Source organism: Aquibium carbonis (assembly GCF_003970795.1).
Lineage (GTDB): Bacteria > Pseudomonadota > Alphaproteobacteria > Rhizobiales > Rhizobiaceae > Aquibium > Aquibium carbonis.
In genome coordinates this window covers 19502-34361 of the sequence record NZ_RWKW01000036.1, presented here as the reverse complement: position 1 = coordinate 34361, position 14860 = coordinate 19502, and the positions used below count along the sequence as shown (strand labels likewise).

General features: G+C 66.8%; 12 protein-coding genes. 8 read left to right on the top strand and 4 right to left on the bottom strand.

Annotation, left to right across the window (positions count from 1 at the left end):
* On the bottom strand, positions 1-554 hold a 554-nt coding region (locus EJC49_RS11245), incomplete at its 3' end, for a flagellar biosynthetic protein FliO (RefSeq protein WP_126700022.1).
* Positions 555-800: 246 nt separating this feature from the next.
* Here EJC49_RS11245 and cckA point away from each other — a divergent pair.
* The 7 genes from cckA to EJC49_RS11210 all read left to right on the top strand — a co-directional run bounded on the left by cckA (position 801) and on the right by EJC49_RS11210 (position 9767).
* On the top strand, positions 801-3389 hold the full coding sequence (gene cckA, locus EJC49_RS11240) for a cell cycle histidine kinase CckA (RefSeq protein ID WP_126700021.1): 2589 nt from the start codon (positions 801-803) through the stop codon (positions 3387-3389).
* A gap of 313 nt (positions 3390-3702) precedes the next feature.
* Positions 3703-5004, top strand: coding sequence for an urea ABC transporter substrate-binding protein (gene urtA / locus EJC49_RS11235; protein ID WP_210211790.1), 1302 nt, complete (start codon positions 3703-3705; stop codon positions 5002-5004).
* A gap of 105 nt (positions 5005-5109) precedes the next feature.
* Positions 5110-6726: an urea ABC transporter permease subunit UrtB gene (urtB, locus tag EJC49_RS11230; protein WP_126700026.1), complete on the top strand. Its 1617-nt coding sequence runs from the start codon at positions 5110-5112 to the stop codon at positions 6724-6726.
* Positions 6723-7970, top strand: a complete 1248-nt coding sequence (urtC, locus tag EJC49_RS11225) for an urea ABC transporter permease subunit UrtC (RefSeq protein ID WP_126700020.1) — start codon at positions 6723-6725, stop codon at positions 7968-7970. The genes urtB and urtC overlap by 4 nt, the downstream gene beginning before the upstream one ends.
* Before the next feature lie 4 nt (positions 7971-7974).
* Positions 7975-8721, top strand: a complete 747-nt coding sequence (urtD, locus tag EJC49_RS11220; RefSeq protein WP_126700019.1) for an urea ABC transporter ATP-binding protein UrtD — start codon at positions 7975-7977, stop codon at positions 8719-8721.
* A gap of 4 nt (positions 8722-8725) precedes the next feature.
* Entirely contained in the window at positions 8726-9421 is a 696-nt protein-coding gene (gene urtE, locus EJC49_RS11215; RefSeq protein ID WP_126700018.1) for an urea ABC transporter ATP-binding subunit UrtE, read from the top strand.
* A 130-nt stretch (positions 9422-9551) separates the two neighbouring features.
* Positions 9552-9767, top strand: a complete 216-nt coding sequence (locus EJC49_RS11210; RefSeq protein ID WP_126700017.1) for a hypothetical protein — start codon at positions 9552-9554, stop codon at positions 9765-9767.
* 74 nt (positions 9768-9841) lie between these two features.
* On the opposite strand, the gene EJC49_RS11205 is transcribed toward EJC49_RS11210, so the two are convergent.
* Together EJC49_RS11205 and EJC49_RS11200 are read right to left on the bottom strand one after the other, a co-directional pair.
* The gene (locus EJC49_RS11205; protein ID WP_126700016.1) at positions 9842-10471 is read right to left on the bottom strand and encodes a MarC family protein; all 630 of its coding nucleotides are present in this window, start codon (positions 10469-10471) and stop codon (positions 9842-9844) included.
* Between the two features lie 9 nt (positions 10472-10480).
* Complete coding sequence (locus EJC49_RS11200) at positions 10481-11431, bottom strand: CPBP family intramembrane glutamic endopeptidase (protein ID WP_126700015.1); 951 nt, start codon at positions 11429-11431, stop codon at positions 10481-10483.
* A gap of 262 nt (positions 11432-11693) precedes the next feature.
* On the opposite strand from EJC49_RS11200, the gene gyrA reads away from it, so the two are divergent.
* The gene (gene gyrA, locus EJC49_RS11195) at positions 11694-14495 is read left to right on the top strand and encodes a DNA gyrase subunit A (RefSeq protein WP_245453367.1); all 2802 of its coding nucleotides are present in this window, start codon (positions 11694-11696) and stop codon (positions 14493-14495) included.
* Positions 14496-14608: 113 nt separating this feature from the next.
* Here the strand turns inward: gyrA and EJC49_RS25630 are convergent, their stop codons facing one another.
* The gene (locus tag EJC49_RS25630; protein ID WP_170314682.1) at positions 14609-14749 is read right to left on the bottom strand and encodes a hypothetical protein; all 141 of its coding nucleotides are present in this window, start codon (positions 14747-14749) and stop codon (positions 14609-14611) included.
* Positions 14750-14860: the final 111 nt, after the last annotated feature.

Here is a 14860-nt window from a genome sequence, read left to right as displayed (position 1 = left end):
GCCGGCTCGGCGTAGGCCTGCTGGTGCACCGGCGCGTGATCGACGTGGATCGGCCGTGACGGCGGCCGCGGGGCCGGCTTGCGCTCGACCCTGCGCTCCGGCTGGCGGGGCTGGCGCGGCGGAGCGGACGGCAAGGGGTGCGGCTGAAGCGCCTGATCGCCGTGATCATAGGAATCGAGTGCTTCCTCGGGATCGGCGGCGACCGGACGCGTCGGGCGCTGCGCGGCGCGGACGTCGTGATCGGCGCTGGGGCGAACACCGAGTCGGATGTTCGGCTCGACGACGACGTCGGTCGGCCCTCCGATCAGGATGAGATGCTCGACATCGTCGCGACGAACCAGAACCAGCCGCCTGCGCTCGTCGACGGCCGCTGCATCCAGGACGGCCAGCCTCGTCCGGCGACCGCGTCCACCGGCGATGTAGGTGCCCGCGGTCAGCATGCGGACGATCCGGTATGCGGTGTAGACGACGATCAGCGCGATCACGCCGATGATGAGCCAGGTGACCGCCGGAACCAGCCGCGAATCAATCAAGCCATCCAGCAAGCCGGTCATCAAACTCTCCTTTGCAGTGCCGCGACACGATTGACACGCCAATTGCCGCGCCGCAAGCAATTGAGCACGCGACCTCGTGAGAATTATGACCGTCCGCCCAACCAGCGGTCGCCCGACGATCGCGAACGCAGCCTGCGGGCGGGATGGCCGGCAAGAATGGACCCGATGGGCTTTCGCATCCAGTCATTATGTGATTCATACCGGCGCTGGGCGGCATGATCAGGATTCGGGCAGGACACGCGACGGATGGCGGCGAACGGCGAAGGCGAATTCTATCCGACGCCCATCGTCGACCAGAACTCGCGTCCAGGAACGATCGCTCGACTGATCGTCTTCATCGTGGTGCTCGTCTGCGCCGCCTTCGTGTTCGCGCTGATGCGCGACCAGCTCGGCGATCCCTTCCTGCTCGGCCTTCTCGGCATCCTCGCGATGATCGGCGTGGGCTATCTGTTCGCCTCGGCCATCGGCTTCGTGCAGGTGGCGCCGCGTTCCTCCGGTGACGAACTGGCCAAGGCCTTCATCGACACGATGGGGCAGGGGCTGGTGGTGTCGGACATGCGCGGGCGCGTGCTCTATGCCAACCAGGCCTATGCGCACCTGACCGGCGCGACGTCGGGCGCGGACGTGCGCACGCTCCAGGTCCAGCTCGCCGACAACATCGAGGCCTCGCCCACGGTCGAGCGCCTGGCGCTCGGCCTGCGCGACGGTCGCAGCGGCGAAGGCGAGTTCCGCGTCTCCCAGTCGATTCGCCCCGGTTCCGAGCCGGGTGCGCACTGGTACCGGGTGCGGGCGCGAAGCTTCCGCGCCATCGGCCAGCGCCAGCCGCTGCTGGCCTGGCAGATCGCCGACATTTCGGGCGAGCGCGCCGAGCAGGAGCGCTTCTTCCTCGATCTCCAGCAGGCGATCGATCATCTGGACCATGCGCCGGCCGGCTTCTTCTCTGCCGATTCGGCCGGCCGCATCACCTATCTCAACGCGACGCTGGCCGAATGGCTCGGCATCGATCTCGCCAGCTTCACGCCGGGGTCTGTCGGGCTGTCTGCGATCGTCGCGGGCGACGGCATGGCGCTGATCCGCTCGGTGAAGGCCGATCCGGGCGCCACCCGCAACGCGGTGATCGATCTCGACCTGTCGACGGTGAAGGGCGAGGCGCTGCCGGTGCGCTTCATGCATCGCGCCACCGCCAGCCGCGAGGGCGCTCCGGGGCCGACCCGGACCATCGTCCTCAACCGGGCGCAGGGCGAGGATGCCTCCGCCGACCTGCGCGCTTCGGAAGTGCGGTTCACGCGCTTCTTCAATTCCACGCCGATGGCGATCGCCGGGATCGACGGCGCCGGCCGCATCCTGCGCACGAACGCGCCCTTCCTGTCGCTGTTCTCGTCGGTCGTCGATCGTGACGCGGTCGACCGCCGGGCGCGCCTCGACACGGTGATCCACGAACGCGACCGGCCAGGCTTCGCCGCCGCGCTGGAAAAGGCCAAGCAGCACCAGGCCGACATCGCGCCGATCGACACCATCCTCCCGACCGACGAGGAGCGGCACATCCGCTTCTACGTCAGCGCCGTCGCCGACGCCAACGAAGGCGAGAGCGCCGAGGAAGCGGCAATCGTCTATGCCGTCGACACGACCGAGCAGAAGGCGCTCGAGGCGCAGATGGCGCAAGGCCAGAAGATGCAGGCGGTGGGGCAGCTCGCCGGTGGCATCGCGCATGATTTCAACAACGTGCTGACGGCCATCATCATGGCGTCGGACCTGCTTCTGGCCAGCCACCGCCCGTCCGACCCGTCCTTCGCCGACATCATGAACATCAAGCAGAACGCCAACCGCGCCGCGTCGCTGGTGCGCCAGCTGCTGGCGTTCTCGCGGCGGCAGACGCTGCGGCCGGAAGTGCTCAACCTGACGGACGTGCTGGCCGACCTGCGCATGCTGCTCACCCGCCTCGCCGGCAACGACATGCGCCTGCGCATCGACCACGGCCGCGACATCTGGCCGGTGAAGGTCGATCTCGGCCAGTTCGAGCAGGTCATCGTCAACCTCACCGTCAATGCGCGCGACGCGATGCCCGGCGGGGGCGATCTCATCGTGCGCACCAAGAACGTGTCCGCCGATCAGTGCGCCGAGTTCGGCTATCGCGAGCTGACGCCCGGCGACTACGTGCAGGTCGACGTCGAGGATACCGGCACGGGCATCGCGCCGGACGTGCTGAAGAAGATCTTCGAGCCCTTCTTCACGACCAAGGAAGTGGGCAAGGGCACCGGTCTCGGCCTGTCGATGGTCTACGGCATCATCAAGCAGACCGGCGGCTTCATCTTCTGCGACTCCCAGGTGGGCGTGGGGACGACCTTCCGCATCTTCCTGCCGCGCCACGTGCCCGACGAGAAGCAGGTCGCGGAAGCCGCGCGGACCGAGGCCGCCGCGTCCCAGGCCGCCAAGCAGCCGGAAGCCCAGAAGGACCTGTCGGGCTCGGCGACGGTGCTGCTCGTCGAGGACGAGGACGCGGTGCGCATGGGCGGCGTGCGCGCGCTGCGCTCGCGCGGCTATACCGTTCACGAGGCCTCCTCGGGCGTCGAGGCGCTGGAGATCTTCGACGAACTGGACGGCGCCATCGACATCGTGGTGTCGGACGTGGTCATGCCGGAGATGGACGGGCCGACGCTCTTGGTGGAGCTGCGCAAGCGCCAGCCCGATGTGAAGTTCGTCTTCGTGTCCGGCTATGCCGAGGACGCCTTCGCCAAGAACCTGCCTGCCGACGCCAAGTTCGGGTTCCTGCCCAAGCCTTTTTCGCTCAAGCAGCTGGCGACGGTCGTCAAGGACATGCTCGACGGCGAAGCCTAGGCGGCGAAACCCCGGCCCGCAGGCCTGGCCCCGAACGAGCGCAGCCAGACGCCTCCCGGCGCGGCATGTGGCGAGAAAATAGGCTTCAAGGGCGTTCTGCCTAATTTTCGATCAGCCGTTGCGACGTGTTGCGCAAAGAAGTCTCAAGAAAGACTTAACCGGCGCGCGCCAGGTGCTTCCATGGTCAGGGACTGTGCGGGCGGGCCCATTGTTTTCATGGGTTTGAGTATTTTCATGACGGCTCCATGGGGTTTGGCACAGCCGTTGCATTGTCTAGTGCGGTGCAACACGAACCCTTATCGGAGGTTTAAATATGAGGGGAATGATCGCAACACTGGCGAAGCGGGTCTCGGGGGCCGCTCTTGCCGGCCTGATGATGGCCGGCGCCGCCACCGCCCAGGAGGACACCATCAAGGTGGGCATCCTGCACTCGCTTTCGGGGACGATGGCAATTTCGGAGACGACGCTGAAGGACGTCATGCTGATGCTCGTCGAGCAGCAGAACGCCAAGGGCGGCCTTCTGGGCAAGAAGCTCGAGGCCGTCGTCGTCGACCCGGCGTCGGACTGGCCGCTGTTTGCCGAAAAGGCGCGCGAGCTGATCTCCGTCAACGGCGTGTCGGCCGTGTTCGGCTGCTGGACCTCGGTGTCCCGCAAGTCGGTCCTGCCGGTCTTCGAGGAGCTGAACTCGATCCTGTTCTACCCCGTCCAGTACGAGGGCGAGGAAAGCCAGCGCAACGTGTTCTACACCGGCGCCGCGCCCAACCAGCAGGCGATCCCGGCCGTCGACTACCTGATGAACGAGGAAGGCGTGGAGCGCTGGGTGCTTGCCGGCACCGACTATGTCTATCCGCGCACCACCAACAAGATCCTCGAGGCCTACCTGGAATCGAAGGGCGTGGCCGCCGAGGACATCATGATCAACTACACGCCGTTCGGTCATTCCGACTGGCAGACGATCGTGTCCGACATCAAGACCTTCGGCTCGGCCGGCAAGAAGACGGCCGTCGTCTCCACCATCAACGGCGACGCCAACGTGCCGTTCTACAAGGAACTGGGCAACCAGGGCGTCAAGGCCGAGGACATCCCGGTTGTGGCCTTCTCGGTGGGTGAGGAAGAACTCGCCGGCCTCGATACCGCTCCGCTCGTCGGTCACCTGACGGCCTGGAACTATTTCCAGTCGGTCGACACGCCGGAAAACGCCGAGTTCATCGCCGCGTGGAAGGAATTCACCAAGAATCCCGACCGCGTGACCAACGACCCGATGGAAGCCCATTACATCGGCTTCAACATGTGGGTGAAGGCGGTCGAAAAGGCCGGTACCACCGACAGCGACGCCGTGATCGACGCGATGATCGGCGTGTCGGTGCCGAACCTCACCGGCGGCTACTCGGCGATGATGCCGAACCACCACATCACCAAGCCCGTGCTGATCGGCGAGATCCAGGCCGACGGCCAGATGGAGACCGTGTGGGAGACCACCGGCCTCGTGGTGGGCGACGAGTGGTCGGACTACCTGCCGGACTCCAAGGACCTGATCGCCGACTGGCGGGCTCCGATGTCCTGCGGCAACTTCAACGTCGCCACCGGCAAGTGCGGCGGCAAGGGCGTGAACTGATCGCCGGCTCGCGCCGCTGATCCGATCGCGTCGCTTCCGGGCGGACACCTCCTCCCGTCCGCCCGGAAGCCTTCCACAATCCCATCGAAAAGGTCCGTCGTGCCCATGACCGTCCTGCGCGTCCTGTTCGTCCTGGTCGGCCTCGCCCTGTCCGGCGCCGCGTCCGCGCAGGTCGACGACGAAGCGATCCGGGCCACCATCGCCCGCTTCGCCGACAGCAAGAATTTCCGCGAGACCGAGGAAATCGTCCGTGACCTGGCGGCGACCGGCGACGTGCGGGTGGAGCGCCCGCTTTCGGCGCTGTCGGACGGCAATCTGAGCTTCCGCAAATCCGACCGGCAGGTCTTCATCGCGCCGGAGCGCGGCCAGACGGCCACGCTGTTCGATCCCCTGACCGGGGAGGCCGCGGGCGAGGCGCCGAAAGGCGACTTCACCAAGGTCAAGGTCAACAATTCGCTTCGCCGGACGATCCGGGACGTGATCTCCGGCCTGACGCTCGCCTCGCCGGATCCGGTGGTCCGGCTCGCCGCCGCGCGCACCATGTTCATCGCACCCGATGCCGCCAACCTCGAAGCGCTCGACGCCGCCATCGCGGCCGAGACGGTCACCAGCGTGAAGATCTCGCTGGAGGCCGCCCGCGCCTCCACCATTCTCGTCTCGGACGCCCCCGACGCCGCCAAGTTCGATGCCATCGCCTTGCTCGGCCAGCGGGGCGACCGCGAGACGCTGTCGCTGCTGACGGGCTTTGCCGCGCGGTCGCAGGGCGACCTTCAGGCGGCGGCGCAGCGGGCGATCGACACCATCGGCAAGTCGCTGGCGCTTTGGGACATCGGGCAGAACATCTGGTACGGCATCTCGCTCGGTTCGGTGCTGCTGCTCGCCGCCATCGGCCTGGCGATCACCTTCGGGGTCATGGGCGTCATCAACATGGCGCATGGCGAGATGGTGATGATCGGCGCCTACACCACCTTCGTCGTGCAGTCGGTGATCCGCAGTTCCTTCCCCGGGCTGTTCGACTGGTCGCTGACCATCGCGCTGCCGCTCGCCTTCCTCGTCGCCGGCGCGGTCGGGCTGGCGCTGGAGCGCGGCGTCATCCGCTTCCTCTACGGCCGTCCGCTCGAGACGCTGCTCGCCACCTGGGGCGTCTCGCTGATCCTGCAGCAGGCGGTTCGCACGATCTTCGGGCCGACCAACCAGGAAGTCGGCAACCCGTCGTGGATGTCGGGCGGGTTCCAGATCGGGCAGCTGGCGCTGACCTGGAACCGGCTCTGGATCGTGGTCTTCGCGCTCGCCGTGTTCGGCCTGCTGCTCTACATCTTCAAGCGCACGGCCTGGGGCCTGCAGATGCGTGCCGTGACGGCGAACCGGCGCATGGCCTCGTCGATGGGCATCCGCACCCCGTGGGTCGACGCCTTCACCTTCGCGCTCGGCTCCGGCATCGCCGGGATCGCCGGCGTGGCGCTGTCGCAGATCGACAACGTCTCGCCCAATCTCGGCCAGGGCTACATCATCGACAGTTTCATGGTGGTCGTGTTCGGCGGCGTCGGCAACCTGTGGGGCACGCTGGTCGGCGCCTTCTCGCTCGGCATCGTCAACAAGTTCCTCGAACCCTATGCGGGGGCGGTGCTCGGCAAGATCCTGGTGCTGGTGCTCATCATCCTGTTCATCCAGAAGCGCCCGCGCGGTCTGTTCGCCCTCAAGGGAAGGTCTGTCGAGGCATGATCACCCAGCGCCTGTTCACGGGCGGCTCCAATCGCCGCGTCCTGGTCACCGCCCTGGTGCTGGCCGCCGTCGCCGTGCTGGTGCCGGTGCTGCATCTCGCGCTGCCGCCGTCGAGCCCGTTCCACGTGCCGGCCTACATGGTCGCGCTGGTCGGCAAGTACCTGACCTATGCGCTGCTGGCGCTCGCGCTCGACCTCGTGTGGGGCTATTGCGGCATCCTCTCGCTCGGCCACGGCGCCTTCTTCGCGCTCGGCGGCTATGCGATGGGCATGTACCTGATGCGGCAGATCGGCGACCGCGGGGTCTACGGCAATCCGATCCTCCCCGACTTCATGGTGTTCCTCAACTGGAAGGAACTGCCCTGGTTCTGGTACGGCTTCGACCAGTTCTGGTTCGCCGCCATCATGATCGTGCTGGCGCCGGGCGCGCTGGCCTTCGTGTTCGGCTGGTTTGCCTTCCGCAGCCGCGTCACCGGGGTCTATCTGTCGATCATCACGCAGGCCTTGACCTATGCGCTGCTGCTTGCCTTCTTCCGCAACGACATGGGCTTTGGCGGCAATAACGGGCTGACCGATTTCAAGGACATCCTGGGCTTCAACGTGCAGGCGCCCGAGACCCGCGCCGGCCTGTTTGCGGCCAGCGCCCTGGCGCTGGCGCTGGCGCTGTTGATCACCTCGGCGATTACCCGATCGAAGTACGGCATGCTGATGGTCGCGGTGCGCGACGCCGAAAGCCGCACCCGCTTCATCGGCTGGCGCCCGGAGAACATCAAGGTCTTCGCCTTCACCATCTCGGCGGTGATGGCGGGCATCGCGGGCGCGCTCTACGTGCCGCAGGTCGGCATCATCAACCCCGGCGAATTCGCGCCGGCGAACTCGATCGAGGTGGTGGTGTGGACCGCCGTCGGCGGACGCGGCACGCTGGTGGGTCCGATCATCGGCGCGCTGCTGGTCAATGGCGGCAAGAGCTGGTTCACAGGCATCCTGCCGGAATACTGGCTGTTTGCGCTCGGCGGGCTGTTCATCGCCGTAACGCTGTTCCTGCCGAAGGGCATCATCGGAACCTGGGACAGCTGGCGCGCCTCGCGCCGCGACGCGGCCGAACGCGCCCGGACGAAAGCCGAGGAGGACGCGGCCCCGCCGCCCGTCGATCCGGCCACGGGACGCCCGGTGCGCGTGGAGGAGACGCCGCGGGCGCCTTCACCAGGGCTTTCCGGCGGTCCCGCACCGCAGCCGGCGGAGTAGCCCGATGTCGAAGAGCGGAACCATTCTCTACCTGGACGGCGTGTCGGTGTCCTTCGACGGCTTCCGGGCGATCAACAACCTGTCGCTGGTGCTCGACCGGGGCGAGATGCGTGCCATCATCGGGCCGAACGGCGCAGGCAAGACGACGATGATGGACATCATCACCGGCAAGACCCGGCCCGACGCCGGCGAGGTCTATTTCGACGGGACGATCGACCTGACCAAGCACGACGAGGCCGACATCGCGATGATGGGCATCGGCCGCAAGTTCCAGAAGCCCACCGTCTTCGAAAGCCACACGGTCGAAGACAATCTCGTCCTGGCGCTGGCCGGGCCGCGATCGATCTTCCCGGCGCTGTTTCACCGGCGCAGCAAGGCCGAGAGCGAGCACATCGACGAGATCCTCGCCACGATCCGGCTCGAGGCGCGGCGCAACGACCTGGCTGCCAATCTCAGCCACGGCCAGAAGCAATGGCTGGAGATCGGCATGCTGCTGGCGCAGGATCCCAAGCTTCTCCTCGTCGACGAGCCGGTCGCCGGCATGACCGATGCCGAGACCGAGGAGACCGCGCGGCTGCTGAAGGACATCGCGAAGACCCATTCGGTGGTCGTGGTCGAGCACGACATGCATTTCGTGCGCGAACTCGGCGTCAAGGTCACCTGCCTGCACGAGGGCGCCGTGCTCTCGGAAGGCACGCTCGACCACGTTTCGGCCGACGACCGCGTCATCGAAGTCTATCTGGGGAGATGAGCGCATGCTGACGGTCAAGGATGCGACACTCCACTATGGCGCGGCACAGGCGCTGCGCGGCGTCTCGCTGACCGCGGGGGAGGCCAGGATCACCTGCGTGCTCGGCCGCAACGGCGTGGGCAAGACCAGCCTGATGAGAGCGATCGTCGGCCATCACCGGCTGACGAGCGGAGAAATAGCCTTCGAGGGGAAGGCGCTCGACCGGAGCGCGGCGTACGATCGCGCCCGGTCGGGCATCGCATTCGTGCCGCAGGGGCGGGAAATCTTCCCGCTGCTGTCGGTGAAGGAGAACCTGGAGACCGGCTTCGCGCCGCTGAAGCGGGCGGATCGTCACATTCCCGAACACGTGTTCGAGCTGTTTCCGGTCTTGAAAAGCATGCTGTCGCGGCGCGGCGGCGACCTGTCGGGCGGCCAGCAGCAGCAGCTGGCCATCGGCCGCGCCCTGGTGATGCGGCCCAAGCTCCTGGTGCTCGACGAGCCGACCGAGGGCATCCAGCCGTCGATCATCAAGGACATCGGCCGCGCGATCCGCTTCCTGCGCGACACCGCCGGCATCGCGATCCTGCTGGTGGAGCAGTATCTCGATTTCTGCCGCGAACTCGCCGACGAGGTGAACATCATGGACCGGGGCCAGATCGTCCATTGCGGCCCCGCGGAGGATCTCGACGATCCGCAGGTGCGCAAGTTCCTGACCGTCTGAGCCGGCGCTGCGCGATCCACCGGACCTGCTTCGGGCGGGAGCGTGCGACCGCGCGGCGGGGTCTCCTGGAACCAGCCCGCACCGGCAACGTTTCCCTGCGACTGATCCGCAGTCGATGAGGGAGACCAACATGTCCACGAAACCAGCCGGAACCGAGCAGGCGCGAACCTCCGAGGCCGCGGAAGCCTTCCGCAAGGAGCGTGCGAAGGAGGGCTCGGCGCGGCCGGATCCCGACGAGGAACTTCAGGAAGGGCTCGAAGACACGTTTCCGGCCAGCGATCCGGTGTCGCACGACACGGCCAGCGTCGCCGGCAAACCGCCCCGGGACCGCCAGTCGCGAGACTGACGCGCACGGCCGGGCGCCATTTTCAAGCCGCGCGGCGCCATGGGGCGGCAACGTCACCGCATGGCGCCTTGGCGTCAGGCGGCGGCGAGCGCCTTGATGCCGTCGGCGACGAACTGCACCGCCAGCGCGGCCAGGATGACGCCCAGAAGCCGCGTCAGGATGGACCGTCCGGTCTGGCCGAGATAGCGGTCGACGCGTTCGGCCAGCAGGAAGACCAGATAGGTGATGGCGATGGCCGTCGCGATCACCGCAAGGAGGATGCCGGTTCCCGCCGCGCCGGCGAATGACCCGGAGAGAAGCACGGTGGCGGAGATGGCGCCCGGTCCCGCGATCAGCGGAATCGCCAGCGGGAAGGCGGCGATGTTGTGGATGTGGTCGCGCGTGATCGCGACGTCGGCCGTCTTTTCCTTGCGTTCGGAGCGACGCTCGAAAATCATCTCGAAGGCGATGAAGAACAGGAGCAGCCCGCCCGCGACACGGAAGGCGGGGAGGGTGATGCCGAACACCGACAGGATCGCCGCGCCGGCGACCGCAAACAAGGCCAATACCATGAGCCCGATGATCGACGCGCGCAGGCCGACCTGCTGGCGCTGGGCGCGGTCCATGCCGCGTGTCAGGACGAGGAACAGCGGCGCGAGACCCGGCGGGTCGATGGTCACCAGGATGGTGACGAAGGCGTTGAAGACGAGATCGAAGCTCGGCACGGAACCCTCTCAGCGCTCCGGCGCCGGAACGACGGGGGACCCGTCGACAGCATCGCGCCGCTCCATCTTGAACGGCGAACGCGCATGGAGCAACAGGAAGCTGACCGCGGCCATGGACGCGACCTGGAGGGCGGCGAGCAGGACGGCATCCGACGCCGTCCATTCCGGGCTCTCGATCGGCGGCAGCCGGAAGAGCGCCAGCGCGTCGGTGGCGGTGGAGGCCGAGACGAAGACCAGCGCCGCCATGTTGTTGGCGAAATGCATGCCGATGGCGGCGGCGAGGCTGCCGGTCCTGACCACCAGCGTGGTGGCGGCGAGGGCAAAGGCGCCGATCGACACCAGCACCGCCGCATTCATGGCCCCGCCGAGCTGGTCGTTCCAGTGCAGCAGGGTGAAGATCGCGGCGGGCAGCCCGCACCAGACCACCGGGCTGCGGAAACGCCGCGCCAGCACCTGGACCAGATAGCCGCGGAACAGGTATTCCTCGGCCGTCACCTGCAGCAGGACCAGCAGCGCCACCGGCGGCAGCGTCAGGAGCCACGTCGTCAGCTTCATCGGACCGCGCGCGATACGCGGATCGAGCGCGAGGCCGAGGGCCGCCGTGGCCAGGATCACGCCGGCCATGACCAGGGCGGCGCGGCCGAACAGCGGGAGCGGCAGCTCGCCGCTGGCGCCGAGCACGCCCGACGCTGCGCGGCGGTGGACCACGCGCACCGCGAGCGCCGTGGCTGGCAAGAGCGAGGCAACGATGACGAGCGTCACCACCATGCCCGTGGCCGTGTCGAGATCGTCTCCAGGATCGGGGATGAGGCCGGCGAACACCAGGCCGCCGAGGACGACGAGCACGCAGGCGAGGAGGATGACGATCATCACCAGCGAAAGGACCGTGCGCCATGCCGATTCGCGGCCTTTGCCGGCTTCGTCGAGATAGGCGTCGAAGGCCGTCCGGGGCCGTTCCATGGCACCTCTCCCGCTCGGGCCGCCGCCGTGCGGCAACCGCCGTTCACGATAGACCGGCGCAACCTGCGAGGGAAGATCGGGGGGCGGCGCGGCGCGCTTTGCCCGATTCTGGCCGAATCTTTCCCAAGGAACTTGGGAGGCCCGTTCCAAGCCGTTGATTCAAAACGGCTATCATCGTCACGGAAATGACGCGCCGAATTGGAGAATCGCGGCGGCTTCCTATATAAGAGGCCATTGATTCCAGCGACCAACGTGGCCCAATTTGTCTGATCTCACCAATCCGCCGTCCGGAGGCTCGAACGGCATCGAGCCGATCTCCATCATAGAGGAGATGCAGCGCTCGTATCTCGACTACGCGATGAGCGTGATCGTCAGCCGAGCCTTGCCCGATGTCCGCGACGGGCTGAAGCCGGTGCATCGACGCATCCTCTACGCGTCGCACGAGAGCGGCTACCACTGGAACCGCAAGCACGTGAAGTCGGCGCGTCCGGTCTCGGACGTGATGGGTAAGTACCACCCGCATGGCGACGCCTCGATCTACGACGCCCTTGTGCGCATGGCGCAGAACTGGTCGATGCGGCTGCCGCTGATCGACGGGCAGGGCAATTTCGGCTCGATCGATGGCGATCCGCCCGCGGCCATGCGCTACACCGAAGCGCGCCTCACCAAGGGCGCGCATGAGATCCTGGAGGACATCGACAAGGAGACGGTCGATTTCCAGGACAATTACGACGGCTCGTCGAGCGAGCCCAAGGTCCTGCCGGCGCGCTATCCGAACCTGCTCGTCAACGGATCCGGCGGCATCGCGGTCGGCATGGCGACCAACATTCCCCCGCACAACCTCGTCGAGGTGGTGAATGCCGCGATCGCCATCGTCGACAATCCGGCGATCGACCTGCCTGCGCTGATGGAGATCATTCCGGGGCCGGACTTCCCGACGGGCGGGCTGATCCTTGGCCGGGCCGGAATCTACAGCGCCTACATGACCGGCCGCGGCTCGGTGATGATGCGCGGCAAGGTCGACATCGAGCCGATGCGCGGCGACCGCGAGGCGATCATCATCACCGAAGTGCCGTTCCAGGTGAACAAGGCGACGATGATCGAGAAGATGGCCGAGCTCGTGCGCGACAAGCGCATCGAGGGCATCTCCGACATCCGCGACGAGAGCGACCGCCAGGGCTACCGGGTGGTGATCGAGCTGAAGCGCGACGCCAATGCGGAAGTCGTGCTGAACCAGCTCTATCGCTACACGCCGCTGCAGACCTCGTTCGGCGCAAACATGGTGGCGCTGAACGGCGGCAAGCCGGAGCTGATGAACCTCGTCGACATCCTGAAGGCCTTCGTCTACTTCCGCGAAGAGGTCGTCAGCCGTCGTACGAAGTACCTGCTGAAAAAGTCCCGCGAGCGCGCCCACGTGCTCGTCGGTCTCGCCATCGCGGTCGCCAACATCGACGAGGTGATCAAGCTCATCCGCAGCGCGCCGGATCCGCAGACCGCGCGCGAGCAGCTGATGGAGCGGCGCTGGCCGGCGGCCGACGTCGAGGCGCTGATCCGCCTGATCGACGATCCGCGCCACCGGATCAACGAAGACGGCACCTACAACCTTTCGGAAGAACAGGCCCGGGCGATCCTCGAACTGCGCCTGCAGCGGCTGACCGCGCTCGGCCGCGACGAGATCGCCGACGAGCTGAACAAGATCGGCGAGGAAATCCGCGACTACCTGGACATTCTGGGTTCGCGCGCCCGCATCCAGAAGATCGTCAAGGACGAGCTGGCGGCGGTGCGCGACGAATTCGGGACGCCGCGCCGCACCGAGATCGTCGACGGCGGCGCCGACATGGAGGACGAAGACCTCATCCAGCGCGAGGACATGGTCGTCACCGTCACGCATGAGGGCTACATCAAGCGCGTGCCGCTCTCGATCTACCGGGCGCAGGCGCGGGGCGGCAAGGGCCGCTCGGGCATGGCCACCAAGGATACGGACTTCGTCACCCGCCTGTTCGTCGCCAACACGCACACGCCGATCCTGTTCTTCTCCTCGCGCGGCATCGTCTACAAGGAGAAGGTGTGGCGTCTCCCGATCGGGACGCCGCAGTCGAAGGGCAAGTTCCTGCGCAACCTGCTGCCGCTGGAAAGCGGCGACCGGATCACCGCCATCCTGCCGCTTCCGGAGGACGAGGCGAGCTGGAGCGAGCTCGACGTGATGTTCTCGACCACCCGCGGCACCGTGCGGCGCAACAAGCTGTCGGACTTCGCCGACGTGAAGCGCAACGGCAAGATCGCCATGAAGTTCGACGAGGAGGGCGACGCCATCCTCGCGGTCGAGACCTGCACGGAGAACGACGACGTGCTGCTGACGGCCGACAGCGGCCAATGCATCCGCTTCGCCGTTTCGGACGTGCGCGTCTTCGCCGGACGCTCGTCGCAGGGCGTGCGCGGCATCGCGCTCGGCCAGGGCGACCGGGCGATCTCCATGACCATCCTGGAGCATGTGGAGGCGTCCGCCGCCGAGCGGGCAGCATACCTGAAGCGCTCCGTCGCCGAACGGCGGGCCGCGTCCGCCGACAGCGTCGAGGGCGACGAGGACGTGGCGCTGACAAACGAGGAGGTCGGTGAAGAGGCCGACCTCAACGACGAGCGCTACGAGCACCTGAAGGCGCACGAGCAGTTCGTCCTGACAGTGACCGAATATGGCTATGGAAAGCGGTCGTCGTCCTACGATTTCCGCCTGATCGGCCGCGGCGGCAAGGGCATCCGTGCCACCGATACGTCGAAGACCGGCGAGATCGGCAAGCTGGTCGCGGTCTTCCCGGTGAACACGGACGACCAGATCATGCTGGTGACGGACGCCGGCAAGGTCATCCGCGTCCCGATCGAGGGCATCCGCTTCGCCGGCCGCGCCACCAAGGGCGTGACGATCTTCCGGACGGGCGACGGCGAGAAGGTCGTTTCGGTCGAGCGCATCTCCGAGCCGACCTCGGAAGAGGACGTGGAAGCAGCCGTCGAGCAGGCCCCGGATGCGCCCGCGGGCGAGCCTGACCCCGAACCGCCAGTCGCCGAATAGCGGGCGACGCCATCTTCGTCTCGAAATGAAAACGGCCGCCCAGAGAAGCGGCCGTTTCCGTGCGGGAGGTCAGTCCCAGATAAACAGTTAGGGTCGAAGATCAACCGAACGTGTCAGCGGCGCATGTTGGCAAAAGGATTGCGGTTGTTCGCACGGGCTTCCTGCCGGGCGCGCTGCGACTCTTCGTAGAACCCGAATGCGGTTGCAATCAACATGGCAATGGTCATGGCCGCAGCAAGCATCGTGATCAACATGGCATCGTTCTCCTTGGCCAATAAACGCGTTAGACACCGAAGGGTTTCGACCGTCTGTGAGTTTTTTGGCACGGCAAGCTTGAACAAAGGCTGAGGGCGCCGTTCATGCGG

Bases quoted from the DNA above. Each gene is read 5' to 3' on its own strand.
- cckA (WP_126700021.1), top strand. From the start codon at position 801: ATGGCGGCGAACGGCGAAGGCGAATTCTATCCGACGCCCATCGTCGAC.
- urtA (WP_210211790.1), top strand. From the start codon at position 3,703: ATGAGGGGAATGATCGCAACACTGGCGAAGCGGGTCTCGGGGGCCGCT.
- urtB (WP_126700026.1), top strand. From the start codon at position 5,110: ATGACCGTCCTGCGCGTCCTGTTCGTCCTGGTCGGCCTCGCCCTGTCC.
- urtC (WP_126700020.1), top strand. From the start codon at position 6,723: ATGATCACCCAGCGCCTGTTCACGGGCGGCTCCAATCGCCGCGTCCTG.
- urtD (WP_126700019.1), top strand. From the start codon at position 7,975: ATGTCGAAGAGCGGAACCATTCTCTACCTGGACGGCGTGTCGGTGTCC.
- urtE (WP_126700018.1), top strand. From the start codon at position 8,726: ATGCTGACGGTCAAGGATGCGACACTCCACTATGGCGCGGCACAGGCG.
- EJC49_RS11210 (WP_126700017.1), top strand. From the start codon at position 9,552: ATGTCCACGAAACCAGCCGGAACCGAGCAGGCGCGAACCTCCGAGGCC.
- EJC49_RS11200 (WP_126700015.1), bottom strand. From the start codon at position 11,431: ATGGAACGGCCCCGGACGGCCTTCGACGCCTATCTCGACGAAGCCGGC.
- EJC49_RS25630 (WP_170314682.1), bottom strand. From the start codon at position 14,749: ATGTTGATCACGATGCTTGCTGCGGCCATGACCATTGCCATGTTGATT.